The 23,585-nt window shown below is 73.5% G+C and carries 24 protein-coding genes and 1 riboswitch; of the genes, 3 read left to right on the forward strand and 21 right to left on the reverse strand.

Annotation, left to right across the window (positions count from 1 at the left end):
* Positions 1–53: 53 nt before the first annotated feature.
* Genes carB through pyrR form a run of 6 tightly spaced genes read right to left on the reverse strand, consistent with a single transcriptional unit; the run spans position 54 to position 8,033 of the window.
* A complete protein-coding gene (gene carB, locus ACFVHB_RS12685; RefSeq protein WP_380319475.1) occupies positions 54–3,362 on the reverse strand; it encodes a carbamoyl-phosphate synthase large subunit in 3,309 nt (1,102 codons plus the stop codon).
* Positions 3,355–4,545: a glutamine-hydrolyzing carbamoyl-phosphate synthase small subunit gene (gene carA / locus ACFVHB_RS12690; RefSeq protein ID WP_380319478.1), complete on the reverse strand. Its 1,191-nt coding sequence runs from the start codon at positions 4,543–4,545 to the stop codon at positions 3,355–3,357. Before carA ends, carB begins: the two co-directional genes overlap by 8 nt.
* The gene (locus ACFVHB_RS12695; RefSeq protein ID WP_380319481.1) at positions 4,542–5,105 is read right to left on the reverse strand and encodes a hypothetical protein; all 564 of its coding nucleotides are present in this window, start codon (positions 5,103–5,105) and stop codon (positions 4,542–4,544) included. The genes carA and ACFVHB_RS12695 overlap by 4 nt, the downstream gene beginning before the upstream one ends.
* The gene (locus ACFVHB_RS12700; protein ID WP_380319484.1) at positions 5,102–6,406 is read right to left on the reverse strand and encodes a dihydroorotase; all 1,305 of its coding nucleotides are present in this window, start codon (positions 6,404–6,406) and stop codon (positions 5,102–5,104) included. Before ACFVHB_RS12700 ends, ACFVHB_RS12695 begins: the two co-directional genes overlap by 4 nt.
* On the reverse strand, positions 6,403–7,404 hold the full coding sequence (locus ACFVHB_RS12705) for an aspartate carbamoyltransferase catalytic subunit (protein ID WP_380319487.1): 1,002 nt from the start codon (positions 7,402–7,404) through the stop codon (positions 6,403–6,405). The genes ACFVHB_RS12700 and ACFVHB_RS12705 overlap by 4 nt, the downstream gene beginning before the upstream one ends.
* 5 nt (positions 7,405–7,409) lie before the next feature.
* The gene (gene pyrR / locus ACFVHB_RS12710; RefSeq protein WP_380319490.1) at positions 7,410–8,033 is read right to left on the reverse strand and encodes a bifunctional pyr operon transcriptional regulator/uracil phosphoribosyltransferase PyrR; all 624 of its coding nucleotides are present in this window, start codon (positions 8,031–8,033) and stop codon (positions 7,410–7,412) included.
* A gap of 328 nt (positions 8,034–8,361) precedes the next feature.
* On the opposite strand from pyrR, the gene ACFVHB_RS12715 reads away from it, so the two are divergent.
* Entirely contained in the window at positions 8,362–8,865 is a 504-nt protein-coding gene (locus tag ACFVHB_RS12715; RefSeq protein WP_031072501.1) for a transcriptional regulator, read from the forward strand.
* Between the two features lie 248 nt (positions 8,866–9,113).
* Here ACFVHB_RS12715 and ACFVHB_RS12720 read toward each other — a convergent pair whose 3' ends face one another.
* The 6 genes from ACFVHB_RS12720 to ACFVHB_RS12745 form a co-directional block, all read right to left on the reverse strand.
* Positions 9,114–10,025, reverse strand: coding sequence for a hypothetical protein (locus tag ACFVHB_RS12720; RefSeq protein ID WP_380319493.1), 912 nt, complete (start codon positions 10,023–10,025; stop codon positions 9,114–9,116).
* Between the two features lie 257 nt (positions 10,026–10,282).
* Positions 10,283–11,125, reverse strand: a complete 843-nt coding sequence (locus ACFVHB_RS12725) for a thioesterase family protein (protein ID WP_380319496.1) — start codon at positions 11,123–11,125, stop codon at positions 10,283–10,285.
* 156 nt (positions 11,126–11,281) lie between these two features.
* Positions 11,282–11,719 carry a transcription antitermination factor NusB gene (nusB, locus tag ACFVHB_RS12730; protein WP_148647555.1) on the reverse strand — a complete coding sequence of 146 codons (438 nt, stop codon included), beginning with the start codon at positions 11,717–11,719 and terminating at the stop codon, positions 11,282–11,284.
* Between the two features lie 4 nt (positions 11,720–11,723).
* The gene (gene efp, locus ACFVHB_RS12735; RefSeq protein WP_380319499.1) at positions 11,724–12,287 is read right to left on the reverse strand and encodes an elongation factor P; all 564 of its coding nucleotides are present in this window, start codon (positions 12,285–12,287) and stop codon (positions 11,724–11,726) included.
* An 85-nt stretch (positions 12,288–12,372) separates the two neighbouring features.
* On the reverse strand, positions 12,373–13,479 hold the full coding sequence (locus tag ACFVHB_RS12740; RefSeq protein WP_380319502.1) for a M24 family metallopeptidase: 1,107 nt from the start codon (positions 13,477–13,479) through the stop codon (positions 12,373–12,375).
* A 132-nt stretch (positions 13,480–13,611) separates the two neighbouring features.
* Positions 13,612–14,772 (reverse strand): HoxN/HupN/NixA family nickel/cobalt transporter, encoded by a 1,161-nt coding sequence (locus ACFVHB_RS12745; protein WP_380319505.1) that lies wholly within the window; start codon positions 14,770–14,772, stop codon positions 13,612–13,614.
* Between the two features lie 32 nt (positions 14,773–14,804).
* A riboswitch (cobalamin riboswitch) is annotated at positions 14,805–14,997 on the reverse strand.
* A gap of 82 nt (positions 14,998–15,079) precedes the next feature.
* Here ACFVHB_RS12745 and ACFVHB_RS12750 point away from each other — a divergent pair.
* Positions 15,080–15,511 (forward strand): ArsR/SmtB family transcription factor, encoded by a 432-nt coding sequence (locus ACFVHB_RS12750; protein WP_380319508.1) that lies wholly within the window; start codon positions 15,080–15,082, stop codon positions 15,509–15,511.
* 147 nt (positions 15,512–15,658) lie between these two features.
* Here the strand turns inward: ACFVHB_RS12750 and ACFVHB_RS12755 are convergent, their stop codons facing one another.
* The gene (locus tag ACFVHB_RS12755; RefSeq protein ID WP_380319511.1) at positions 15,659–16,138 is read right to left on the reverse strand and encodes an SRPBCC family protein; all 480 of its coding nucleotides are present in this window, start codon (positions 16,136–16,138) and stop codon (positions 15,659–15,661) included.
* Positions 16,135–16,653, reverse strand: a complete 519-nt coding sequence (locus ACFVHB_RS12760) for an RNA polymerase sigma factor (RefSeq protein ID WP_380319514.1) — start codon at positions 16,651–16,653, stop codon at positions 16,135–16,137. The genes ACFVHB_RS12755 and ACFVHB_RS12760 overlap by 4 nt, the downstream gene beginning before the upstream one ends.
* 139 nt (positions 16,654–16,792) lie before the next feature.
* Here ACFVHB_RS12760 and ACFVHB_RS12765 point away from each other — a divergent pair, with 139 nt between their 5' ends.
* Positions 16,793–17,263 carry a DUF3995 domain-containing protein gene (locus ACFVHB_RS12765; RefSeq protein WP_380319517.1) on the forward strand — a complete coding sequence of 157 codons (471 nt, stop codon included), beginning with the start codon at positions 16,793–16,795 and terminating at the stop codon, positions 17,261–17,263.
* Here the strand turns inward: ACFVHB_RS12765 and ACFVHB_RS12770 are convergent, their stop codons facing one another.
* The 7 genes from ACFVHB_RS12770 to ACFVHB_RS12800 all read right to left on the reverse strand — a co-directional run bounded on the left by ACFVHB_RS12770 (position 17,264) and on the right by ACFVHB_RS12800 (position 23,575).
* Positions 17,264–18,073, reverse strand: a complete 810-nt coding sequence (locus ACFVHB_RS12770) for an Fpg/Nei family DNA glycosylase (RefSeq protein WP_380319520.1) — start codon at positions 18,071–18,073, stop codon at positions 17,264–17,266.
* Between the two features lie 144 nt (positions 18,074–18,217).
* On the reverse strand, positions 18,218–19,261 hold the full coding sequence (locus tag ACFVHB_RS12775) for an AAA family ATPase (RefSeq protein WP_380319684.1): 1,044 nt from the start codon (positions 19,259–19,261) through the stop codon (positions 18,218–18,220).
* 95 nt (positions 19,262–19,356) lie between these two features.
* Positions 19,357–19,785 (reverse strand): type II 3-dehydroquinate dehydratase, encoded by a 429-nt coding sequence (gene aroQ / locus ACFVHB_RS12780; protein WP_380319687.1) that lies wholly within the window; start codon positions 19,783–19,785, stop codon positions 19,357–19,359.
* 8 nt (positions 19,786–19,793) lie between these two features.
* Positions 19,794–20,882 (reverse strand): 3-dehydroquinate synthase, encoded by a 1,089-nt coding sequence (aroB, locus tag ACFVHB_RS12785; protein WP_380319523.1) that lies wholly within the window; start codon positions 20,880–20,882, stop codon positions 19,794–19,796.
* The gene (locus ACFVHB_RS12790; protein ID WP_380319526.1) at positions 20,875–21,396 is read right to left on the reverse strand and encodes a shikimate kinase; all 522 of its coding nucleotides are present in this window, start codon (positions 21,394–21,396) and stop codon (positions 20,875–20,877) included. The genes aroB and ACFVHB_RS12790 overlap by 8 nt, the downstream gene beginning before the upstream one ends.
* The gene (gene aroC / locus ACFVHB_RS12795) at positions 21,393–22,577 is read right to left on the reverse strand and encodes a chorismate synthase (RefSeq protein WP_380319528.1); all 1,185 of its coding nucleotides are present in this window, start codon (positions 22,575–22,577) and stop codon (positions 21,393–21,395) included. Before aroC ends, ACFVHB_RS12790 begins: the two co-directional genes overlap by 4 nt.
* Positions 22,578–22,744: 167 nt before the next feature.
* Positions 22,745–23,575 (reverse strand): shikimate dehydrogenase, encoded by an 831-nt coding sequence (locus tag ACFVHB_RS12800; protein WP_380319531.1) that lies wholly within the window; start codon positions 23,573–23,575, stop codon positions 22,745–22,747.
* Between the last annotated feature and the right edge of the window lie 10 nt (positions 23,576–23,585).

Genomic DNA, 23,585 nt, shown 5'->3' on the forward strand with positions numbered 1-23,585 from the left:
GGGGCATGGAAGTGGGGGGCACCCGACGGTCCGGTGCCCCCCACTGCGGGGTACTACTTGCGGCCGGCGTTGATCAGCTCGGCGTGCTCCTGGAGCGACATCACCCCGACCTCGTCGCGCAGCAGCGCGTCGATGCCCTGGACGGCGGCGCCCATGGCCTGGACGGTGGTCAGGCAGGGCACGGCGCGGGCGACGGCGGCGGTGCGGATCTCGTAGCCGTCGAGGCGGCCGCCGGTGCCGTACGGCGTGTTGATGATCAGGTCGACCTCGCCGTCGTGGATCAGCTGGACGATGGTCCTCTCGCCGTTCGGGCCCTCGCCCTCGCTGTGCTTGCGCACCAGCGTGGACGGGATGCCGCCGCGCTGCAGCACCTCGGCGGTGCCGGCGGTGGCGAGCACCTCGAAGCCGAGGCCGACCAGCGCGCGGGCCGGGAAGACCAGGTTGCGCTTGTCCCGGTTGGCCACCGAGACGAAGACCTTGCCCCGGGTCGGCAGCGCGCCGTACGCGCCGGACTGGGCCTTCGCGTACGCCGTGCCGAAGACCTTGTCGATGCCCATGACCTCGCCGGTGGAGCGCATCTCCGGGCCGAGGACGGTGTCCACGCCGCGGCCGTGCACGTCGCGGAAGCGGCTCCACGGCATCACGGCCTCCTTGACGGAGATCGGGCAGTCGGCGGGCAGCGTGCCGCCGTCGCCCTCGGCCGGGAGCAGGCCCTCGGCGCGCAGCTCGGCGATGGTGGCGCCGAGCGAGATCCGGGCGGCGGCCTTGGCCAGCGGCACCGCCGTCGCCTTGGAGGTGAACGGCACGGTGCGGGAGGCGCGCGGGTTGGCCTCCAGCACGTAGAGGATGTCGCCGGAGAGCGCGAACTGGATGTTGATCAGGCCGCGGACGCCGACGCCGCGGGCGATCGCCTCGGTGGAGGCGCGCAGCCGCTTGACGTCGTAGCCGCCGAGGGTGATCGGGGGCAGCGCGCAGGCGGAGTCGCCGGAGTGGATGCCGGCTTCCTCGATGTGCTCCATGACACCGCCGAGGTAGAGCTCGGTGCCGTCGTAGAGCGCGTCGACGTCGATCTCCACCGCGTCGTCGAGGAAGCGGTCGATCAGCACCGGGTGCTCGGAGATCAGGCCGGCGTGGCGCTCCAGGTAGGAGGCGAGGGAGGCCTCGTCGTAGACGATCTCCATGCCGCGGCCGCCGAGCACGTAGGACGGGCGGGCCAGCACGGGGTAGCCGATCTCGTCGGCGATGGCCTTGGCCTCCTCGAAGGAGAAGGCGGTGCCGTGCTTGGGGGCCGGCAGGCCGGCGTCGCGCAGCACGCGGCCGAAGGCGCCGCGCTCCTCGGCGAGGTCGATCGCCTCGGGCTGGGTGCCGACGATCGGCACGCCGTTGTCCTTGAGCGCCTGGGCCAGGCCGAGCGGGGTCTGCCCGCCGAGCTGGACGATGACGCCCGCCAGCGGACCGGCCTGCTGCTCGGCGTGGACGATCTCGAGCACGTCCTCCAGCGTGAGCGGCTCGAAGTAGAGCCGGTCGGAGGTGTCGTAGTCGGTGGAGACGGTCTCCGGGTTGCAGTTGACCATCACGGTCTCGTACCCGGCGTCGGCCAGCGCGAAGGAGGCGTGCACGCAGGAGTAGTCGAACTCGATGCCCTGGCCGATGCGGTTCGGGCCGGAGCCGAGGATGATCACGGCGGGCTTGGTGCGCTGGGCGACCTCGTTCTCCTCGTCGTACGACGAGTAGAAGTACGGGGTCTTGGCGGCGAACTCGGCGGCGCAGGTGTCGACGGTCTTGAAGACCGGACGGATGCCGAGCGCGTGCCGGACCTCGCGGACCACGTCGGGGCGCAGGCCGCGGATCTCGCCGATCTGCTGGTCGGAGAAGCCGTGCCGCTTGGCGTGGCGGAGCAGGTCCGGGGTGAGCTCGGCGGCGTCGGCCAGCTCGCCGGCGATCTCGTCCAGCAGGAAGAGCTGGTCGACGAACCACGGGTCGATCTTGGTGGCCTCGAACACCTCCTCCGGGGTGGCGCCGGCCCGGATGGCGTCCATCACGGTGTTGATCCGGCCGTCGGTCGGCACGACCGCCTTGGCCAGCAGCTCGGCCTTGTCCCCCACCGGGCCGGTCCAGCTGAACTGGGAGCCCTTCTTCTCCAGCGAGCGCAGCGCCTTCTGCAGCGCCTCGGGGAAGTTGCGGCCGAGGGCCATGGCCTCGCCGACCGACTTCATGGTGGTGGTCAGCGTGGCGTCGGCGCTCGGGAACTTCTCGAACGCGAACCGCGGCACCTTGACGACGACGTAGTCGAGGGTCGGCTCGAAGGAGGCCGGGGTCTCCTCGGTGATGTCGTTGGGGATCTCGTCCAGCGTGTAGCCGACGGCCAGCTTGGCGGCGATCTTGGCGATCGGGAAGCCGGTGGCCTTGGAGGCCAGCGCGGACGAGCGGGAGACGCGCGGGTTCATCTCGATGACGATGACCCGGCCGTCCTCGGGGTTGACGGCGAACTGGATGTTGCAGCCGCCGGTGTCGACGCCGACCTCGCGGATGACGGCGATGCCGACGTCGCGCAGGATCTGGTACTCGCGGTCGGTGAGCGTCATCGCCGGGGCGACGGTGATCGAGTCACCGGTGTGCACGCCCATCGGGTCGAAGTTCTCGATGGAGCAGACGACCACGACGTTGTCGTTCTTGTCGCGCATCAGCTCCAGCTCGTACTCCTTCCAGCCGAGAATGGACTCCTCCAGGAGCACCTCGGTGGTCGGCGAGAGGGTCAGGCCCTGGCCGGCGATGCGGCGCAGGTCCTCCTCGTTGTGGGCGAAGCCCGAGCCGGCGCCGCCCATGGTGAAGGAGGGGCGCACGACGACCGGGTAGCCGCCGAGGGTGTCGACGCCGGCCAGCACCTCGTCCATGGTGTGGCAGATGACCGAGCGGGCGGACTCGCCGTGGCCGATCTTGGCGTTGACGGCGTCGACGACGCCCTTGAAGAGGTCGCGGTCCTCGCCCTTGTGGATCGAGTCGACCTTGGCGCCGATCAGCTCGACGTTGTACTTGGCCAGGACGCCGTTGGCGTCCAGCGCGATCGCGGTGTTGAGCGCGGTCTGGCCGCCCAGGGTGGGCAGCAGCGCGTCGGGCCGCTCCTTGGCGATGATCTTCTCGACGAACTCCGGGGTGATCGGCTCGACGTAGGTGGCGTCGGCGATCTCCGGGTCGGTCATGATCGTGGCCGGGTTGGAGTTGACCAGGACGACCCGCAGGCCCTCGGCCTTGAGCACCCGGCAGGCCTGCGTGCCCGAGTAGTCGAACTCGGCGGCCTGGCCGATCACGATCGGGCCGGACCCGATCACCAGGACGGACTTGATGTCAGTGCGCTTAGGCACGCTGGCCCTCCATGAGCTTCACGCTGTCCTTGTCGTCGCCTCGCATGAGCTCGACGAACCGGTCGAAGAGGTAGGCCGCGTCGTGCGGGCCGGCCGCCGCTTCGGGGTGGTACTGCACGCTGAAGGCGGGCACGTCGAGCGCCTGGAGGCCCTCGACCACGTCGTCGTTGAGGCAGACGTGGGAGACCTCGACCCGGCCGTAGGGCGTGTCGCTCACCTTGTCCAGCGGTGCGTTCACGGCGAAGCCGTGGTTGTGCGCGGTGACCTCGACCTTGCCGGTGGTGCGGTCCTGCACCGGCTGGTTGATGCCGCGGTGGCCGTACTTGAGCTTGTAGGTGCCGAAGCCCAGCGCGCGGCCGAGGATCTGGTTGCCGAAGCAGATCCCGAAGAACGGGGTCCTGCGCTCCAGCACGCCCTGCGCCACGGCGACCTGGTGGTCGGCGGTGGCCGGGTCGCCCGGGCCGTTGGAGAAGAAGACGCCGTCCGGGTTGACCGCGTAGACGTCCTCCAGGGTGGCGTTGGCCGGCAGCACGTGCACCTCGATGCCGCGCTCGGCCATCCGCTGCGGGGTCATCGCCTTGATGCCGAGGTCCAGCGCGGCGACGGTGAACTTCTTCTCGCCGATCGCGGGGACCACGTACGGCTCGGTGGTGGCGACCTCGGCGCAGAGGTCGGCGCCCTTCATCTCGGGCGACTGCTGCACCCTGGCCAGCAGCGCGGCGTCGTCCGCCACGGCCGCGCCGGAGAAGATGCCGCAGCGCATCGCGCCGCGCTCGCGCAGGTGGCGGGTGAGCGCCCGGGTGTCGATGCCGCTGATGCCGACGACGCCCTGGTTGGCGAGCTCCTCGTCCAGCGAGCGGCGCGAGCGCCAGTTGGAGGCGACCCGGGCGGGGTCGCGGACGACGTAGCCGGCGACCCAGATCTGCTTGGACTCGTCGTCCTCGTCGTTCCAGCCGGTGTTGCCGATCTGCGGGGCGGTCATCACGACCACCTGGCGGTGGTACGACGGGTCGGTCAGGGTCTCCTGGTAGCCGGACATGCCGGTGTTGAAGACCGCCTCGCCGAAGGTCTCGCCGAGGGCGCCGTAGGCCTGGCCGCGGAAGGTCCGGCCGTCCTCCAGGACGAGCACGGCGGGCACGCGCTCCCGCCGTTGGCGCTGCGTGGTGGGGGCAGGTGCGGTCATCGGTTGGCCTCTTCCGTCTTCGTCTTCGTACGTGTTGCGAGGTGAGCGACCGCCTCGACCCAGGCGGCGTGCTCGTCGGGGTGGTCGGCCCGGAAGCCGGAGTCCAGCGCGGTGCCCTCGTGCGTCCAGGTGACGACGAGCAGTCCGGACGGGACGACCTTGCCGGCGATCCCGGAGTCCGTCCGGGCCCCGGTCAGGTGCTCGGCCGGGATCCAGAAGTCGACGTCACCGGGGCGCCGCACCAGCAGGCCGTGCTCGCCGAGGGTCAGGTCGGCGCGGCTGCGGGTGCCCAGGCCGTGCGCGACGACCCGGTCCAGCCAGTTCCCGGCGGTGGTGGTGCCGTGGTACCGGCCGCTGGTCTCCAGGATGGTCCGGCCGGCCCGCTCCGGCACGGCGGGCAGCGCCGGGATGCCGGACTGCAGGGTGCGCCGCCAGTTCCAGCCCTGCCGCATCAGCCAGTAGACCAGGCCGATCACGATCAGCAGGCCGACCGCCCAGCCGATGTACCCGGGCCAGTTGGTGACCCTGGCCTGCTCCTGGGCGAGCAGCGCCGGGTTCATGCCCGCCCGCCCTGCTCGGTCAGCTCGCCGGCCAGGACGGTGGCGGTGCCGCGCAGGAAGGTGGCGTGCACCCGTCCGGGCAGGTCGAGGCCCCGGTAGGGGGTGTTGCGGGAGCGCGTGGCGAAGCTGTCGGGGTTCACGGCACCACGGTACGCGGGATCGAACAGCACCAGGTTCGCCGGCTCACCCACCGAGATCGGCCGTCCGTGGCCGCTGAGCCGGCCGATCCGGGCCGGGCGGTGCGACATCCGGTCGGCGACGCCCTCCCAGTTCAGCAGGCCGGTGTCGACCATGGTCTGCTGGACCACCGAGAGCGCGGTCTCCAGGCCGACCATGCCCATCGCGGCGACGGCCCACTCGCAGTCCTTGTCCTCGGCCGGGTGCGGCGCGTGGTCGGTGGCGACGGCGTCGATGGTGCCGTCGGCGAGCGCCTTGCGCAGCGCCTGCACGTCGGCGGCGGTGCGCAGCGGCGGGTTCACCTTGTACACCGGGTCGTAGGAGCGGACCAGCTCGTCGGTGAGCAGCAGGTGGTGCGGGGTGACCTCGGCGGTGACGTCCCAGCCCTTGGCCTTGGCCCAGCGGATGATCTCGACCGAGCCGGCCGTGGAGACGTGGCAGACGTGCAGGCGGGAGCCGACGTGCGCGGCGAGCAGCACGTCGCGGGCGATGATCGCCTCCTCGGCGACGGCCGGCCAGCCGCCGAGCCCGAGCTCGCCGGAGACCTGGCCCTCGTTCATCTGGGCGCCCTCGGTGAGCCTCGGCTCCTGGGCGTGCTGGGCGACGACCCCGTCGAAGGCCTTCACGTACTCCAGCGCGCGGCGCATGATCACCGCGTCGTCCACGCACTTGCCGTCGTCGGAGAAGACCCGGACGCCGGCCGCGGACTCGTGCATGGCGCCGAGCTCGGCGAGCTTCTTGCCCTCCAGGCCGACGGTGACGGCGCCGACGGGCTGCACGTCGCAGTAGCCGGACTCCTGGCCGAGCCGCCAGACCTGCTCGACCACGCCGGCGGTGTCGGCCACCGGGAAGGTGTTGGCCATCGCGTGCACGGCGGTGAAGCCGCCCTTGGCGGCGGCCTGGGTGCCGGTGAGCACGGTCTCGGCGTCCTCGCGGCCGGGCTCGCGCAGGTGGGTGTGCAGGTCGACCAGGCCGGGCAGGGCGATCAGGCCGCTGGCGTCGATCTCGATGTCCGCCTCGACGGTGAGGGCGGTGCCGATCTCCTTGACGACACCGTCGGCGAGGTGGAGGTCCTGCGGGGCACCGCCGAGGATCTGGGCGTTGCGGATCAGGTAGGTGGTCACTGAGCGGTCTCCACGGTATCGGTGCGGGGGGTGTCGTTCAGGGTGGCGCCGCCGAGCAGCAGGTAGAGGACGGCCATCCGGATGGAGACGCCGTTGGCGACCTGCTCGACCACGGTGCAGCGCGGCGAGTCGGCGACCTCGGCGGTGATCTCCATGCCGCGGACCATCGGGCCGGGGTGCATCACGATGGCGTGCTCGGGCAGCTGGGCCATCCGGGCGCCGTCGAGGCCGTAGCGGCGGCTGTACTCGCGCTCGGTGGGGAAGAAGGCGGCGTTCATCCGCTCGCGCTGCACCCGGAGCATCATCAGCGCGTCCGTCTTGGGGAGCACGCTGTCCAGGTCGTAGCTGACCTCGCAGGGCCACCCGGCTGCGCCGGAATCAGGATTGGGTTCGATGCCGATCGGCAGCAGCGTCGGCGGGGCGACGAAGGTGACCTCGGCGCCGAGGGTGGTGAGCAGGTGCACGTTGGAGCGGGCGACCCGGCTGTGCAGGATGTCGCCGACGATGGTCACCCGGCGGCCCGCGAGGTCGTGCCCGGCGCCGGGGTTGAGGTGGCGGCGCATGGTGAAGGCGTCGAGCAGGGCCTGGGTGGGGTGCTCGTGGGTGCCGTCACCGGCGTTGATGACGCTGCCGTGCAGCCAGTCGGACTGGGCGAGCCGGGCCGGCGCGCCGGAGGCGTGGTGCCGGATGACGACCGCGTCGGCGCCCATCGCCTGCAGGGTGAGCGCGGTGTCCTTGAGGCTCTCGCCCTTGGAGACCGAGGAGCCCTTGGCGGAGAAGTTGATGACGTCGGCGGACAGCCGCTTCTCGGCGACCTCGAAGGAGGTCTTGGTCCGGGTGGAGTCCTCGAAGAAGAGGTTGACGACGGTTCGACCACGCAGCGTGGGCAGCTTCTTGACGGCGCGTCCGGAGAGCTGGGCCAGCTCCTCGGCGGTGTCCAGGATCAGCAGCGCGTCGTCGCGGCTGAGGTCGGCGGCGGAGACGAGGTGGCGCTTCACGCGGGTTACTCCGGGAGGTGCGGTTCGGACGGCTGGGAGGCCAGGGCCTGCGAGGAGCGGCTGGCGTAGTCGCGGTCGCCGACCAGGACGGCGTCCACGCCGTCGGTGTCGGAGAGCCGGACCTGCACGGCCTCGCGCAGCGAGGTGGGGAGGTTCTTGCCCACGTAGTCGGCGCGGATGGGCAGCTCGCGGTGGCCGCGGTCGACCAGGACGGCGAGCTGCACGGCGCGCGGGCGGCCGATGTCGCTGAGCGCGTCCAGCGCGGCGCGGATGGTGCGGCCGGAGAAGAGCACGTCGTCGACGAGGATCACCAGCCGGCCGTCGATGCCGTCGGCCGGGATCTCGGTGTGCTCCAGCGCGCGGGCGGGCTTCAGCCGCAGGTCGTCCCGGTACATGGTGATGTCCAGGGTGCCGAGCGGGATCTCACGGCCGGTGATCTGGGCCAGCCTGGTGTGCAGGCGGCGGGCGAGGTGAACGCCCCTGGTGTGGATGCCGAGAAGCACGACGTCCTCCGCGCCCTTGGCGCGCTCGACGATCTCGTGCGCGATCCGGGTGATCACCCGGGCGATGTCCGTGCCGTCCAGCACTTGGTGCGGCGGCCGCGGCGTGGTTTCGTGGTGTGCGGTCATGCCGAAGCGGACCTCCTTCCCCGCCTCACGGGACGGGCCTTAAAGGATGTCTGGGACGCCCCCGCCGACGCGGCGCGGGCTCCGGCCATCCTACCAGCGCGGCCGCCGGCAAACGGACCTCCACCATTCCGCTTCGCCGGGTTAACGCCCCGGACGCGCCGCCGATGGGAGCCATTCGCACGACTGCCCCATTCGGCTTGACGCAACTACCTCACTCTACGTAACCTCACAGTGAGTTACGAGACGGACGTCGAACCCACCGGTAACGACGTCGGCAATCGCCCGTGACCCACCACTGAACGCGAAGCAATCTCGTCCGGGGAGATCAATGTCCAGCGACTACGCGAAGCAACTCGGAGGCAAGCTCCGAGCGATCCGCACTCAGCAGGGGCTCTCCCTGCACGGTGTCGAGGAGAAGTCCCAGGGGCGCTGGAAGGCAGTCGTCGTCGGCTCGTACGAGCGCGGCGACCGTGCGGTCACCGTGCAGCGACTGGCCGAGCTGGCCGAGTTCTACGGCGTCCCCGTGCAGGAGCTGCTGCCCGGCGGCACTCCCGGCGGTGCGGCCGAGCCGCCGCCGCGCCTGGTCCTCGACCTGGAGAGACTGACCCAGGTCCCGTCCGAGAAGGCCGGCCCGCTGCAGCGCTACGCGGCCACCATCCAGAGCCAGCGCGGCGACTACAACGGCAAGGTGCTCTCGATCCGCCAGGACGACCTGCGCACGCTGGCCGTGATCTACGACCAGTCGCCGTCGATCCTCACCGAGCAGCTGATCTCCTGGGGTGTGCTGAACCCCGACGCGCGCCGTGCGGTGCGCGAGGAGGAGGCGAGCTGACCGCTCGCCCACCGGCCACCACCTGCAGAAACAGGTTCACGCCAGCAGAAACGTCACGGCGCGGCACCCGACCGGGGGCCGCGCCGTCGCGCGTTCGCGCGGCCGCCGCCGTCCGGGCCGCTGGCCCCTTCCGCCGCCCCGGGCCGGGGCCTCGGGGCATATTTGGCTCGCGGCGGCGGCACCTCGTGGCCCAGCAGCCCCGGGGCCCAGCAGTCTCGTGCCCCAGCAGTCTCGGGCCTCCCCCGGCCTCAGCAGACCGTGCCCAGCGCGTAGCCGGGCTCCGCCGCCACGTCGTCCAGCCGCACCGGGCCCGCCGCGGGCGCCCAGTCCTGCCCGCCGCTGGCCCACGCCCACGCCGTCTGCCGGTACTCCCCGCAGGCCGCCGCCGAACCCTGGGCGCCGTGCAGCACCGCCAGCCCGGGCAGCTCCCGGGCCAGCCCGGCGCAGAGCACCGCGCAGACCAGTTCGAGGTCCTCGTCGTTGATCCGGACCACGCCGTCCTCCCACTGCAGCACCCGCGCCGACGCCGACAGCCGGGCGCCGGGCGCGTCCACCGCAAGCCGCAGCTCGTACACCCCGGCGCCGGCCCCGACCAGCATCCGGCGGAACACCTCGGCGCCGCGCCGGTAGGCCTCGCGGACCGCCCGGCCGCCCTCCTCGTAGAGACCGCCGTCCAGCAGCAGGTCGGCGTGGCGCAGCGTCAGCCCGTTCTCCCGGGCGCGGACCAGCCGGGGCAGGAAGTCACCGGCCAGCTCCTCGCCCTGGTAGGCGAGCAGCTGGGTCTGCAGCGGCGGGTTCACCAGGTAGCGGTCGCGGGCGGCCGGCTCGGCCGGATCGAGGGCGTGCAGCAGGCAGAACTCCTCGAAGTCCTGCGGGTGGAACATCCGGGCCCGGACGGTCTCGAAGCCGCGCCGGGCCTCGGCCAGCAGCTCGGCGGTGTCCCGCAGGTAGGCGGCGTAGTCGGGGGCGTCGGACAGGCGCCAGGCCCGGGCGCGCTCGAAGTCGGCCTCGCTGGTCAGCACACCGATCACGAAGGCCTGCTCACCACCGGCCGCGCGCCGCTCGTGCCGTTCGTAGCGCTCGTGCCGGGAGCGCGCGCGGGGCCGCTGGCCGGCGGCGGTGCAGTCGGGGGTGCGGCGGGCGCGGCCGTTGCGGCTCATGCCGCCACCTCGCTTCGCGCGGCGGGGGCATGCACCCACGCGCACCTTCCGATCGATCGTTCGCTGCGCTCACTCATCGGTGGCTCCTGAGGGGGGCGGACGGGCGGGTGACGGTCAGCGGCGGGGGGTGCCGCTGACCGTTGTCCTCCCCAGCCCCACGCATTGCACACGTACGGCGTGTCACAGGAATGTAACCGACCGTGAGGCCGCGTTTCGCGGCGTTCCGCGGGCCCGCCGCCGCTCCGCCGCGGGTGCCGTCAGGCCGGGCGCGGCACCCGGGCCAGCTGGCGGGACTGCGCCACCAGCCGGCCGGACTCGTCCCAGACCTCGGCGTCCTCCTCGAAGTAGCCGCCGGCCACGTTGCGGGTGGCGTGGGTGACGCGCAGCCAGCCGGGCACCGGCCGGGCCCGCAGGTGGACGGTCAGCTCGACGGTGGGCGCCCAGCCCGGCAGGCCGAGGTCGAAGGTGACCGGCGGGAGCGCGTCGGCGACCAGCAGGAGCAGCAGCGGGTCGGGCTCGCGGCCGTCGGCGAGCCGGAACCAGCCCTGGATCCGCCCCTCGCCGGAGGGCTGCCCGAGCGCCCAGCCGATGGTGGCGGGGTCGAGCCGCAGGTCGAACCGCTCCAGCAGGGCCGCCTGCGAGATCAGCTCCTTGGGGGCGTGCTCGACGCCGACGCACTGGTCCGGCGGCGGCAGCTGCGGCGGCTGCGCGGTGGTGCGCACGTCGCCGTCGGCGGTGGCGAGGTCGCCGTGGCTGGCGACCACCCGGAGCCGCTCGACGCCGCCCTGGCTGAGCGAGGCGGTGCCGGTGGAGAGCGAGCGGCCGGAGCGCAGCACCTCGGTGCGGACGGTGGCCGGGCCGGGGGTGGAGGCGGAGAGGTAGTAACCGCTGATGGAGACCGGGTCGGCGTGCCCGCCCTGCTGCGCGGCGCCGTGCTCCAGGGAGAGCGCGTGGCCGGCCATCGCGAGCAGCAGTCCGCCGTTGACGCCGCCGCCGATCTGCCAGCCGGCACCCAGTTCGCCGTCGTAGCGGCCGGGCTCGTCCGGGTGGCGGATCAGGGCGATGCCCTGGTCGAACTCGCTGCGGATCGCCGTGGTCATGGGGGTGGCCTGCCCTTCGCTGCGGGGTCGCCGGCGAGCGGGGTCACCGGCGCCCAGGTTACTGGCGAGTAGGGTCCCAACATACGCCACCCGGGGGAAACGCACGACGGCCGCCGGACCCCTGTGCGGGATCCGACGGCCGTACGTCGGGTGCTGCTACCGGCGGATGCTCGGCTTCAGCTCCAGGAAGCGGGCGAGCAGACCGTTCACGAAGGCCGGGGAGTCGTCCGTGGAGAACTCCTTGGCGATCTCGACGGCCTCGTCCAGGACGACCGCGTCCGGGACGCCGTCCTCCCAGATCAGCTCGTACGCCCCGAGCCGCAGGACGTTGCGGTCCACGATCGGCATCCGGTCGAGCGTCCAGCCCACCGCGTACTCCGAGATCAGGTCGTCGATCCGGCGGGCGTGCTGGACATACCCCTCGACCAGCTCCATCGTGTACTCGCCGACCTGCGGGGTGCCCTCGTCCGGCTTGGGCTCCCGGGCACGGGCCACCCAGTCCGCGAGGACGGTCAGCGGGTCGACGTTGCGGTGGTCGGCCTCGAAGAGGATCTGGAAGGCCCGGGTACGGGCCTTGCTGCGTGCGGCCGACACGGACTTACTTCACCCGGCCGAGGTAGCTGCCGTCGCGGGTGTCGACCTTGACCTTCTCGCCGGTGGTGACGAAGAGCGGCACCTGGATCTCGGCACCGGTCTCCAGCGTGGCCGGCTTGGTGCCACCGGTGGAGCGGTCGCCCTGGACGCCCGGCTCGGTGTGCTCGATGGTCAGCTCGACCGCGGCCGGGAGCTCGACGTACAGGACGGAGCCCTCGTTCTGCGCGACCAGGGCCTCGAAGCCCTCCAGCAGGTACTTGGCGGCGTCGCCGACGGCGGACGGCTCGACGGTCAGCTGGTCGTAGGTGTCCATGTCCATGAACACGAAGTTCTCGCCGTCCTTGTACGAGAACTGCATGGTGCGCTTGTCGACGTTGGCGGTCTCCACCTTCACGCCGGCGTTGAAGGTCTTGTCGACGACCTTGCCGGTGAGGACCTCCTTCAGCTTGGTGCGCACGAAGGCCGGGCCCTTGCCGGGCTTGACGTGCTGGAACTCGACGACGGACCAGAGCTTGCCGCCCTCCAGCTTGAGGACCATGCCGTTCTTGAGATCGTTCGTGGAAGCCACGGGCGCACTTACTCCTGGATATAGCTGTCAAGGAACCAAGGGGTGCGTCCTGCCGCCCGCGACAGCCTCCCGGCCGGCCGCGGGTCTACAGGGCGAGGAGCTCCTTGGTGGTGATGGTGAGCAGCTCGGGCCCGCCCTCTTCGAGGGGGCGTACGACGAGCGTGTCCTCGATCCGGACGCCGCCCCTGCCCGGGAGGTGAACCCCCGGACCGACGGTGACCGGTACGCGGCTGTCCAGTTTACCCATGTCCGACGGACCGAGGCGCGGCGCCTCCCGGATCTCCAGCCCGACTCCGTGCCCGAGCGGGTGCGGGGAGCTCTCGGTGTGCCCGGCCGCCTGGAGGATCTCCCGGGCGGCCTGGTCGGGTACGTACTGCTCGACCCCGGGCCCGAGCGCCTCCCGCCCGGCCCGCTGGGCCCGGAAGACCAGCCGGTGCAGCTCCACCTGCCAGGGCGCGGGGGCGGCGCCGATCACGAAGGTCCGCGCGGTGGACACGCCGTAGCCCCGGTACTGCGCGCCGAGCACCACGGTCAGGAAGTCGCCCTCCTCCACCCGCCGGTCGGTGGGCTGGTGGGCCCGCTGTCCTGAGTGGCTGCCGGTGCCGACCGACACCGGGAACGCCGCCCGGTCCGCGCCGTGGTCGATCATCCGGCGCTCCAGCTCCATCGCCAGGTGCCGCTCGGTCCGGCCCACCAGGATCGACTCCAGCAGCTCGCCGAGCGCCTGGTCGGCGATCTCGGCCGCGATCCGCAGGTCCGCGATCTCGTGCTCGTCCTTCACCACCCGCAGCCGCTCGACCGCCCGCGCCAGGTCCGCCAGCCGGACCCCCTCGGCCAGCCCCGCCACCGCCCGGTGTCGGGCCACGGTCAGGTCGTGCTCCTCCACCGCGAGGTCCGACACCCGCAGCCGCACCGCCGCCGCGGCGGCCGCCAGCGCGGTGTCCGCCCCCGACGCCACCGGCACCTGGGTCACGTCCTCCGCGATCAGGTGCTCCCCGGTGTCGTCCGGCGGCAGGTCGTCGGGCAGCGCCAGCAGCACCCGCTCCCGGGTCAGCAGCAACGTCGCCCCGCACGGCGGGCACCCGGTCAGGTACCGCACGTTCGCCGCCCGGGTGATCAGCGCCGCATCGGCCCCGGACGCACTGCAGTGCTCCCGCAACCGCTCCCGCCGGCCCGCGTACGCATCAGACATGCGTCGAGCCTACGAACCCCCACCCCGATCCGCCCGCCGAGCACCCCCACCCGAGCACCGCGCCGCCCCCTCCGCAGGACGGCGGGCGGGTCGTCCTCCCGTGCGGCGGTGCGGGGCGGGCCGGGTGGGGGATTACTTGGCCGGCTCGGGGGTGGCGGGGTCGGGGGTGGGGGCCGGGGTGGGCTGGAGCGGTTGCGGGGTCCAGCGCTGTTCGACGCCGGCCAGCTTCCAGTAGGCGATGGCCGCCGCCCAGACCACCACGAACAGCCCGACGAGGGCGTAGCCGACGTTGTCCAGCGAGATGTCCGCGATCCAGCCGCTGACCGGGTCGGTCAGGTCCAGCTTCTCGTGCAGCACGCCGACCAGCTCGATGGTGCCGATGATGAACGCCACGGCGATCGACAGCCCGGTGATGGTCAGGTTGTAGTACACCTTGCGGACCGGGTTGGAGAAGGCCCACTGGTACGCGAAGTTCATGAACGTCCCGTCCAGCGTGTCGAACAGGCTCATCCCGGCCGCGAACAGCAGCGGCAGGCAGGCGATCGCGTACCAGGGCAGCCCGGAGGCCGCGCCGGAGCCGGCCATCACCATCAGGGTCACCTCGGTCGCGGTGTCGAAGCCGAGGCCGAGCACCATGCCGACCGGGAACATCTGGCCGGGCCGGGTGATCGAGCGGGTCGCCCGGTTCAGCACGCGGGCGAGGAAGCCGCGCGAGTTGAGGTGCTCCTCCAGCGCCGCCTCGTCGTACTGGCCGGCCCGCATCGAGCGGAACACCTTGAGGATGCCGACCAGCGCGGCCAGGTTGAGCGCGCCGATCAGGTAGAGGAAGGCGCCGGAGGTGGAGGTGCCGATCATGCCGAGCCACTGGTGGGTGGTGGACTCGTCGTCCATCAGCGTGTTGGCCAGCTGCGCGCCCCCCGCCACCAGCGCGGCCATGATGACCACCATCGAGGAGTGCCCGAGGGCGAACCAGAAGCCCACCGAGACCGGGCGCTTGCCGTCCGCCATCAGCTTGCGGGTGGTGTTGTCGATCACCGCGATGTGGTCGGCGTCGAAGGCGTGCCGCATGCCGAGGGTGTACGCGGTGATGCCCAGGCCCACCCCGAAGACCTGGGTGCCCACCTCGTACTTCTCGGGGGCGACCAGGAAGACGAGCGTCCCGAACGCCACCACGTGCATGGCCAGGATCACCCCCATCAACCCGGCCGTGCGGACGGTGTCCTCGCGCCGCCAACGGAAGGTCGGCAGGACGGACGGCGCCGCCGGAGCAGCGGCTGTTTCGGGCAGGGTCATCCTCGGATCACGCTCCAGCACCTCGTGGAAAGTCGTACGTGAGATGCCGTGGCCGGTCTCCTGGCTTACGGGGCTTCCGCACCCGCCTTCCCAGGCGCACGAGGCGCCCAGTGGCGTCATGGGTACGGACGACTCCCCCGATCACAGTGGCGAGGGCCGCTCCGGACTCCGGACCTTGATGGTCCGTCACCGGTCTTCCCGAGCACCACGGCGGGCAACACCGTAGGTGCCCGCACACCACCCTTGCAAGGCTGCGCACCTGCGCAGGTGTTCAGGATCACAGGCCGTGTCCTGCGAGAATGTCCGCATGCATCTCGTACCGGCCGACCGCACGGGCCACCGCACCATCGACGGCCACCGGGTCTGCGAGGCCATCGCCGCGATCGGCGACACCGGGCACGTCCGGTCCTGGGCCGAGCGTTTCTCGCTGCTCGCCGACCCGGGGCGGCTCTCCCTGCTACTCGCCCTGCACCGCGCCGGGCCGCTCGCCGTCACCGACCTGGCGGTCGCCACGGGCATGCGCGACCCCGCCGTCTCGCAGGCACTGCGGCTGCTCCGCACGGCCGGCGTGGTCACCGGCGACAAGGACGGACGCGTGGTGCGCTACCGGCTCGTGGACGAGGCCCTGCGCCCCCTGCTGGACGAATGCGCCGCCGCCGAACACCACGAACCGCTCGGGGCCGAGCCTGACGAACCACTCGGCGCGGACCACCACGAGCCCACCGCCGCGGTCGGCTGACCGACCGTCCGAACCGGTGAGCGGCGGGCCCCGGCCCCGGTACCGGGGCCGGATCCCGAGCCGGCGCCATCCCTCCGGCCCCGGACCCCCGGCCCCGGACCTCGCGTGCCGTCGCCACCGCGCCGCCGCCCGCGTCGGCCCTCCCCGTCAGCCCTCCCGCACCAGCCGCTCGAAGCGCTCCAACGAGCGCCGGGCGAGCGGGTCGGTGGCGGGCCGCAGGGCGCGGGCGAGCAGGCCGGCGGCCGGGAGGCGGAAGGCGCCGAGGAAGGCGAAGCGGGTGCCGTCCGGCTCCGGGGTGGCGGCCATGCCGCCGAGCAGGAACCGGCTGCGCATCAGGCACCAGCCGGGCGCCAGCTCGACGTCGAAGCGGGCCCGCAGCCGGGTGCGGCCGACCACCAGGGCCTCGGCCCGCCCGTCCTCCCCGCCCGCGGCGACGCGGACCGACCGGATGTCCGGCAGCCAGCGCGGCAGCCCGCCCTCCAGGTCCGCCGCGGCCGCCCAGACCCGGTCGAACGGCAGGTCGAGCACCGTCTCGCGGACGCTGGCGCCGGGGGTGACGGCGGCGATCACGCGCAGGCGGCGCACCGGGTCGAAGGCCGCCACCGGCCAGGGGGTCTGCGCACTCACTGCTGCCACGCCCTTCGGAAGCTGAGTCGGGCCCGGGACAGCCGGGACTTCACGGTGCCGGCCGCCACGCCCAGCAGGTCGGCGGTGGAGCGCTCGTCCAGGCCCTCCAGGTCACGCAGCACCAGGACGGCGCGGTGCTCGGGCGTCAGCCGGGCGAGGACGTCCTCGATGTCGGTGGCCAGCTGCGGGTCGCCGGGGCGGGGCAGCTCGGAGAGGTCGGCGGGGACGCAGCGGGCGACCCGCCGGACGTGCCGGACGGCCTCCCGGACGGCGATCGAGCGGACCCAGCCGAACAGCGCGGCCGGTTCCTGGAGCTGGCCCAGCTTGCGGAAGACGGCGATCAGCGCCTCCTGCGTCGCGTCCGGGCCGTCGTCCAGCGCGATCGGGCCGCAGAGCCGGCGCACGTAGGGCGCGACCAGCTCCAGCAGCTCGCTGACGGCCAGTTGGTCGCCGCGCTGGGCGGCGCGGACCAGGCCGGCGAGCTCCTCGGCGGTTCGGGTTTCGGGACCATCCACGTCCGCCTCAGAGGCGCCGGACGGGCCGGACGTTCCCCCGCCGCCGCGGATTTCCGCTGTGACGCTCGTCACGGGAACGTCCGGCCGGGCCTGCGGCTCCTGCGGGCTGACGAACCGTCGACTCCCCTGGAGGACCACCGTGAACCGTCGCCGCACCGCCGCCCTCGCCGTCGCCACCGTGCTCGCCGCCGACGGCCTGCTGCACGTGTACTGGGCCACCGGCAGCACCTGGCCGGCGGCCGACGCCTCGTCACTCTCCTGGGCGGTGCTCAACGCCGAGGTGCCGTTCACCCCGCCGGTGGTGCTCCCGCTGGCGGCGGTGCTGTTCTCGGGCGCGGCCCTCGTGCTGGCCCGCGGCGGCCTGCTCGACGGCGTGGCCCGCAGGCTGCCCGGCGTGGCGCTGCGCTGGGGTCCGCGCGCGGTGGCCGGCGGGCTGCTCGCCCGCGGGCTGGCCGGGCTGGTCTGGGCCGCCGGCATCGGCGTCGACACCGGCTCGGCCTTCTACCCGCTCAACCTGGCCCTCTACACCCCGCTCTGCCTGGCCGGCGCGGCCGCCGCCCGGACGGTCGCCCGCGCCGGCCGTCCGGGCCCCGGGCCGGCCGGTAGCTGATCAGGCCTGCTGGCAGCCCGGGCACCAGAAGAGGTTGCGGGAGGCGTGCTCCTCCGTTCGCACCTCGGTGCCGCAGACCAGGCAGGGCATGGCGGCCCGGCGGTAGACGTAGACCTCGCCGCCGTGGTCGTCCACCCGCGGGGGCCGGCCCATCGCCTCGGGGGTGTGCTCGGGGCGGACGGTGTCGATCCGGCCCGCGCCGACGCCCTCGTGCATCAGGGCGACCAGGTCGGCCCAGATGGCGTCCCACTCGGCGCGGGTGAGGTCGCGCCCGGCCCGGTGCGGGTTGATGCCGTGCCGGAACAGCACCTCCGCGCGGTAGACGTTGCCCACGCCGGCCAGCACCTTCTGGTCCATCAGCAGCGCCGCGACCGTCGTCCGGCTGCCGGATATCCGCCGCCAGGCCGGCTCCGGGTCGGCGTCGGCGCGCAGCGGATCCGGCCCGAGGCGCGCGGCGACGGCGGCCTTCTCCGCGTCGGTGATCAGCGCGCAGGTGTTGGGACCGCGCAGGTCGGCGAAGGCGTCGTCGTTCTCCAGGCGCAGCCGGACCAGGCCGACCGGCTCGGGCGCGGGGCCCGCGCCGAACGTGAAGCCGCCGTAGAGGCCGAGGTGCACGTGCACCCAGGAGCCGCCCTCGAAGCCGAGGAAGAGGTGCTTGCCGGTGGCCTCCGCCCCGGTGAGCACCCGGCCGTCGATCAGCCTCGCGCTGTCGGCGAACCGGCCCTGCGGGCTGCTCGCCCGGACCGGGCGGCCGCCGAAGGTCCTGGCGTTCTCGGCGGCGAGGCGGTGGATGATGTGGCCTTCCGGCACGGGCGTCAGCTCCCCCGGGTGGTTCGACAGGACCCGTCCATCATCGCAGCCGGCACCGACACTCCCGGGCGAGCGGATCGGCGCCCCGGCCGGGCGCGGGCCCGGGGCCGCGAGCCCGGGGCACCGGCCGCACGGGAGCGCGGCTCAGCGGACGGGGATGCCCATCAGCCGGGCCAGGATCACCCGGTCCAGCTCGGCCGCGGTGGCGGCGACGTCCAGGTGCGAGTTGTCGATGATCGGCAGCCCGGAGTTGTACCACCCGGCCATCCGCCCGTGGATCCGGGCGACCTCCTCGTCGCTGAGCCGCCGGTTGCCGCTGCGCCGGGCGTTGCGGCTGAGCACCGAGTCCAGGCTGGGCAGCAGCACGACGGGGATCATGCCGGGCCCGATGTGGCGCTTCCAGCCGCCGAGGCCGATCGCCGGGCGGTCCGGGAAGACGGCGTCGTCGATGATGCAGGAGATGCCGTTGGCCAGGTAGTTGCGGCAGGCGAAGCCGCAGGTGCGGCGGGCCAGCCGGTACTGCGCCTCGGAGGCGTTGTTCCAGCCGGACTGCGGGTTGGCGAAGCCGGACTGCACCCACTCGCGGACGTCGTCCAGGCTGATGTGCGCGGTCGGCGTGGGCCGGCGCTCGGCCCAGTGCCGGGCGACGGTGGTCTTGCCGGCGCCGGCCGGGCCGATCAGCAGCACGGCGAGCGGCCCGGCCGGCTGGTGCTGCTGCGGGTGGGCGGGGAGCTGGACGGGGGCGCCGGAGGGCAGCAGGAAGTGCCCGGTGGCCCCGGCGGGCTCGGGGGCGGGCGCCGGCGCGGCGGCCCGGGCGGGCGCCGCGGGTGCGGGTGCGGGCGCCGCGGGGGCGGGCGCCACGGGTGCGGGCGCGGGTGCCGAAGGCGCGGCGGGCGCGGGCGGCGCGGAAGCGGGCGGTACGGACGCGGGCCCGGCCGGGGAGCCGTACGGCGGCCGTCCGGTCACCTGCGGCACGGGCTGCGTCGCCGCGTGCGGGGTCGGCTGCGGGGCCGGCGGGGGCGCCGCGTGCGCGGCCGGCGGCGGGGGCACCGGGTGCGGTCCCGGCGGCGGCCCGGCCGGGTGCGGGGCCTGCGGCGCCGTGCCCGCGGTCGCGGTGCCGGGGTACGGCGGGGCCGGCGGAGCGACGGGACGTGGGGGGACCTGTCCACCCCCGGCGTACTGCGTCACGGTCACCTCCCGACTTCGTTCAGCGGGGACACTACACGTCGGCCCGGCGGCGGGCACAGTCCGCCGCCGGGCCTCCGTCGAGGTCAGCCCGCCCCTCAGCGGGTGGTGAGCTGCTCGGCGAGTGCGCGCAGGGCCAGCTCGTACGAGCCGAGTCCGAACCCGGCGATCGTGCCGGAGGCGACCGCGGCGATCACCGAGGTGTGCCGGAAGGTCTCCCGGGCGTACGGGTTGGAGATGTGCACCTCGATCAGCGGCGCGGTCCGCTGGGCGGCGGCGTCGCGCATCGCGTACGAGTAGTGGGTGAAGGCGCCCGGGTTGATCACCACGGGCACCCGGCCGTCGGCCGCCTCGTGCAGCCACTCCACCATCCGCTGCTCGGAGTTGGTCTCGTGCACCTCCACCTCGAAGCCGAACTCCTTGCCGAGCGCGGTGCAGCGCTCGACCAGCCCGGCGTACGAGGTGGCGCCGTAGACGTCCGGCTCGCGGCTGCCGAGCCGGCCCAGGTTGGGGCCGTTGAGCACCATCACCCTGGTCACGAGGAGACCTCCGCGTAGGCGGCGACCAGCAGCGACGGGTCAGGGCCCTCCAGCACCGAGGTCTTGGCCAGGCCGTCCAGGACGATGAAGCGGATCAGGTCGCCGCGCGACTTCTTGTCGATCTTCATGGCGTCCAGCAGCTTCGGCCAGGCGTCCGCGCGGTAGGTCAGCGGCAGGCCGACCGAGGCCAGCACGCTGCGGTGCCGGTCGGCCGTCTCGTCGTCCAGCCGGCCGGCCAGCCGGCCGAGTTCGGCGGCGAACACCATGCCGATGGAGATCGCGGCGCCGTGCCGCCACTTGTAGCGCTCGTTGCGCTCGATGGCGTGGCCGAGCGTGTGACCGTAGTTGAGGATCTCGCGGCGGCCGGACTCCTTGAGGTCCCCGGAGACCACGTCGGCCTTGACCTGGATGGCCCGCCGGATCAGCTCGACGGTGTGCGGCCCGGCGGGCGTCTTGGCGCCCTCCGGGTCGGCCTCGATCAGGTCGAGGATGACCGGGTCGGCGATGAAGCCGCACTTGATCACCTCGGCGAGGCCGGAGACGTAGTCGTGCTTCGGGACGGTCTCCAGCGTGCCGAGGTCGGCCAGGACGCCCACCGGCGGGTGGAAGGCGCCGACCATGTTCTTGCCCTCGGCGATGTTGATGCCGGTCTTGCCGCCGACCGCCGCGTCGACCATGCCGAGCAGCGTGGTGGGCATCGAGATCCAGCGGACCCCGCGCAGCCAGGTGGCGGCGACGAAGCCGGCCAGGTCGGTGGTGGCGCCGCCGCCGAGGCCGACGACGACGTCGCTGCGGGTGAAGCCGGTCTGGCCGAGCACCGACCAGCAGTAGGCGGCGACCTCGGCGCTCTTCGCGTCCTCGGCGTTGGGCACCTGGAGGACGATCGCCTCGTAGCCCTCGCCGAGCAGGTCCTCGCGGATCGCGTCGGCGGTGGCGGCCAGCGCCTCGGGGTGGATGAGCGCGACCCGCTTGGCCCGGGTGCCGATCAGCGGCGCCAGCTCGCCGAGCAGCTGGTGCCCGACCAGCACGTCGTACGGGTCGTGGCCGGCGCTGCCGCCGACGTGAATCCTGACGATGTCAGTCATGGGGGGTTTTCAGCTCCAGTGCTTCCAGTACGGCGTCCGCGACCTGCTCGGGCGTGCGGCCGGCGGTGTCGACGACGGCGGTCGCCACCTCCAGGTAGAGGGGGCGGCGGGCCTCCATCAGCTCGCGCCAGCGGGCCCGCGGGTTGACGGCCAGCAGCGGGCGGGGGGCGTCCAGGCCGACCCGCTTGACCGCGTCGGCGAGCGGGACCTCCAGGAACACCACCGGCAGCTCGTGCAGCAGCGCCCGGGTGGCCCCGGCCATCACCGCGCCGCCGCCGAGCGCGAGCACGCCGCCGTGGGTCCCGGCGGCGGTACGGACGGCGGCCGTCTCCAGCTCGCGGAAGTGCGGCTCGCCCTCGTCGATGAAGATCTCCGGGATCGGCTTGCCGGCCAGCCGCTCGATGTCCGCGTCGGTGTCCCGGAACCCGACGCCCAGGCGCTCGGCGAGCACCCGCCCGACGGTGGACTTGCCACTGCCGGGCGGCCCGACCAGCACCACCAGGGGGCTGGTCATCGGACGATCAGGTTGTCCAGGTAGCCCTGGACGTTGCGGCGGGTCTCGGAGACGTGGTCGCCACCGAACTTCTCGTTCACCGCGTCGGCCAGCACCAGGGCGACCATCGCCTCGGCGACGATGCCCGCGGCCGGCACGGCGCAGACGTCCGAGCGCTGGTGGTGGGCCTTGGCCGGCTCACCGGTGCGCACGTCCAGGGTCTGCAGGGCGCGCGGGACGGTCGCGATCGGCTTCATGGCGGCGCGCACGCGCAGCAGCTCACCGGTGGAGAGGCCGCCCTCGGTGCCGCCGGAGCGGCCGGAGGTGCGCTTGACGCCCTCGGGGGTCGGCACGATCTCGTCGTGCGCCTTGGAGCCGGGGACGCGGGCCAGCTCGAAGCCGTCGCCGACCTCGACGCCCTTGATCGCCTGGATGCCCATCAGCGCGGCGGCCAGCCGGGCGTCCAGCCGGCGGTCCCAGTGCACGTGCGAGCCGAGGCCCACCGGCACGTGGTAGGCGAGCACCTCGACCACACCGCCGAGCGTGTCGCCGTCCTTGTGGGCCTGGTCGATCTCGGCGACCATCGCCTTCGACGCGTCGGCGTCCAGGCAGCGCACCGGGTCGGCGTCCAGCCGGGCCTCGTCGGAGGGCAGCGGCAGCACGCCGGCCGGGGCCTTGGCCGCGGCCAGCTCGACCACGTGGCTGACGATCTCGATCCCGCAGGTCTCCTTGAGGTACGCGCGGGCGACGGCGCCGAGCGCGACCCGGGCGGCCGTCTCGCGGGCGCTGGCGCGCTCCAGGATCGGGCGGGCCTCCTCGATCGAGTACTTCTGCATGCCGGCCAGGTCGGCGTGGCCGGGGCGAGGGCGGGTCAGCGCCTCGTTGCGGGCCAGACCGGCCAGCACCTCCGGATCGACCGGGTCGGCCGACATGACCTGCTCCCACTTCGGCCACTCGGTGTTGCCGACCATGATCGCCACGGGGCTGCCCATGGTCTCGCCGTGCCGGACACCGCCGAGGAAGGTGACCTCGTCCTGCTCGAACTTCATCCGTGCGCCGCGACCGTAACCGAGCCGGCGGCGCGCCAGCGCGTCGGCCACCACGGCGGTGGTGACCGGTACACCGGCGGGCAGGCCCTCCAGCGTCGCGACGAGTGCGGGGCCGTGCGACTCCCCCGCCGTCAGCCAGCGCAACGTACCCAACGGAGCTCCTTCATCAGCGGACCGGCCAGTGCAGCCACGACCGGCCCGGACGTGCCTTGTCCCTGAATCCTTTCATGACCAGGGCGCACCCGGGGGCACCGTCCGGGTGACGGACGGCAACCGGCCGACGGGCGGACGCGGAGCCCGCCCGCCCCTGCCGCCGGGGCTCAGTGCCCGGCCAGCGCCTTCTCGCCCGCCTCGCGCATCGCGGCCAGCGGCCCGGGGGACCGCCCGGTGAACGCCTCGCTCTGCAGCACCGCCTGGTGGACCAGCAGGTCCAGCCCGCCCAGCACGGTCGCGCCGCGCTCCGCGCAGGCGGCGGCCAGCGCGGTCGGCCACGGGTGGTACAGCACGTCGAACAGCGCGCCGGGCGCGGCCGGCAGCCCCGCCGCGAAGGCGTCGGTCGCCCCGACCGGGGTGGTGGAGACGGTCAGCGGCTGCGCGAGCGCCTCGGCGCCGCGCTCCCAGTCGGCGGTCCGCACGGCGACGCCCAGCCGCTCGCCCAGTTCGGCCATCTCGCGCGCCCGCTCGGGGCCGCGGACGTACACCGTCACCTCGCCGGTGCAGATCTGGGCCAGCGCCGCCAGCGCCGAGGAGGCGGTGGCCCCCGCGCCGAGCACCGCCGCGCCCGGCACCTCGCCGATGCCGCGCTCGCGCAGCGCGTTGACCAGGCCGGGGACGTCGGTGTTGTCCCCGGTGCGCCGCCCGTCGGCGGTGAACACCACCGTGTTCACCGCCTCGACCGAGCGCGCGGTCGGGCTCACCTCGTCGAGCAGCGGGATGACCGCCCGCTTCAGCGGCATGGTCAGCGACAGGCCCGCCCACTCCGCCTCGTCCAGCCCGGCGAGGAAGCCCGGCAGCGCGGCCTCGTCCACCTCGAACCGGTCGTAGCGCCAGCCGTCCAGCCCCAGCGCCGCGAAGGCGGCCCGGTGCAGGTCCGGCGAGAGCGAGTGGGCGATCGGCGAGCCGAGGACGGCGGCCCGGTGCTTGCTGGTCACGTTGGTTCTC

It is taken from the genome of Kitasatospora sp. NPDC127111, assembly GCF_042677465.1.
Lineage (GTDB): Bacteria > Actinomycetota > Actinomycetes > Streptomycetales > Streptomycetaceae > Kitasatospora.

Bases quoted from the DNA above. Each gene is read 5' to 3' on its own strand.
- carA (WP_380319478.1), bottom strand. From the start codon at position 4,545: ATGACCGCACCTGCCCCCACCACGCAGCGCCAACGGCGGGAGCGCGTG.
- ACFVHB_RS12695 (WP_380319481.1), bottom strand. From the start codon at position 5,105: ATGAACCCGGCGCTGCTCGCCCAGGAGCAGGCCAGGGTCACCAACTGG.
- pyrR (WP_380319490.1), bottom strand. From the start codon at position 8,033: ATGACCGCACACCACGAAACCACGCCGCGGCCGCCGCACCAAGTGCTG.
- ACFVHB_RS12715 (WP_031072501.1), top strand. From the start codon at position 8,362: ATGTCCAGCGACTACGCGAAGCAACTCGGAGGCAAGCTCCGAGCGATC.
- ACFVHB_RS12720 (WP_380319493.1), bottom strand. From the start codon at position 10,025: ATGAGCCGCAACGGCCGCGCCCGCCGCACCCCCGACTGCACCGCCGCC.
- ACFVHB_RS12725 (WP_380319496.1), bottom strand. From the start codon at position 11,125: ATGACCACGGCGATCCGCAGCGAGTTCGACCAGGGCATCGCCCTGATC.
- ACFVHB_RS12740 (WP_380319502.1), bottom strand. From the start codon at position 13,479: ATGTCTGATGCGTACGCGGGCCGGCGGGAGCGGTTGCGGGAGCACTGC.
- ACFVHB_RS12745 (WP_380319505.1), bottom strand. From the start codon at position 14,772: ATGACCCTGCCCGAAACAGCCGCTGCTCCGGCGGCGCCGTCCGTCCTG.
- ACFVHB_RS12750 (WP_380319508.1), top strand. From the start codon at position 15,080: ATGCATCTCGTACCGGCCGACCGCACGGGCCACCGCACCATCGACGGC.
- aroQ (WP_380319687.1), bottom strand. From the start codon at position 19,785: ATGGTGCTCAACGGCCCCAACCTGGGCCGGCTCGGCAGCCGCGAGCCG.
- aroB (WP_380319523.1), bottom strand. From the start codon at position 20,882: ATGACTGACATCGTCAGGATTCACGTCGGCGGCAGCGCCGGCCACGAC.
- ACFVHB_RS12790 (WP_380319526.1), bottom strand. From the start codon at position 21,396: ATGACCAGCCCCCTGGTGGTGCTGGTCGGGCCGCCCGGCAGTGGCAAG.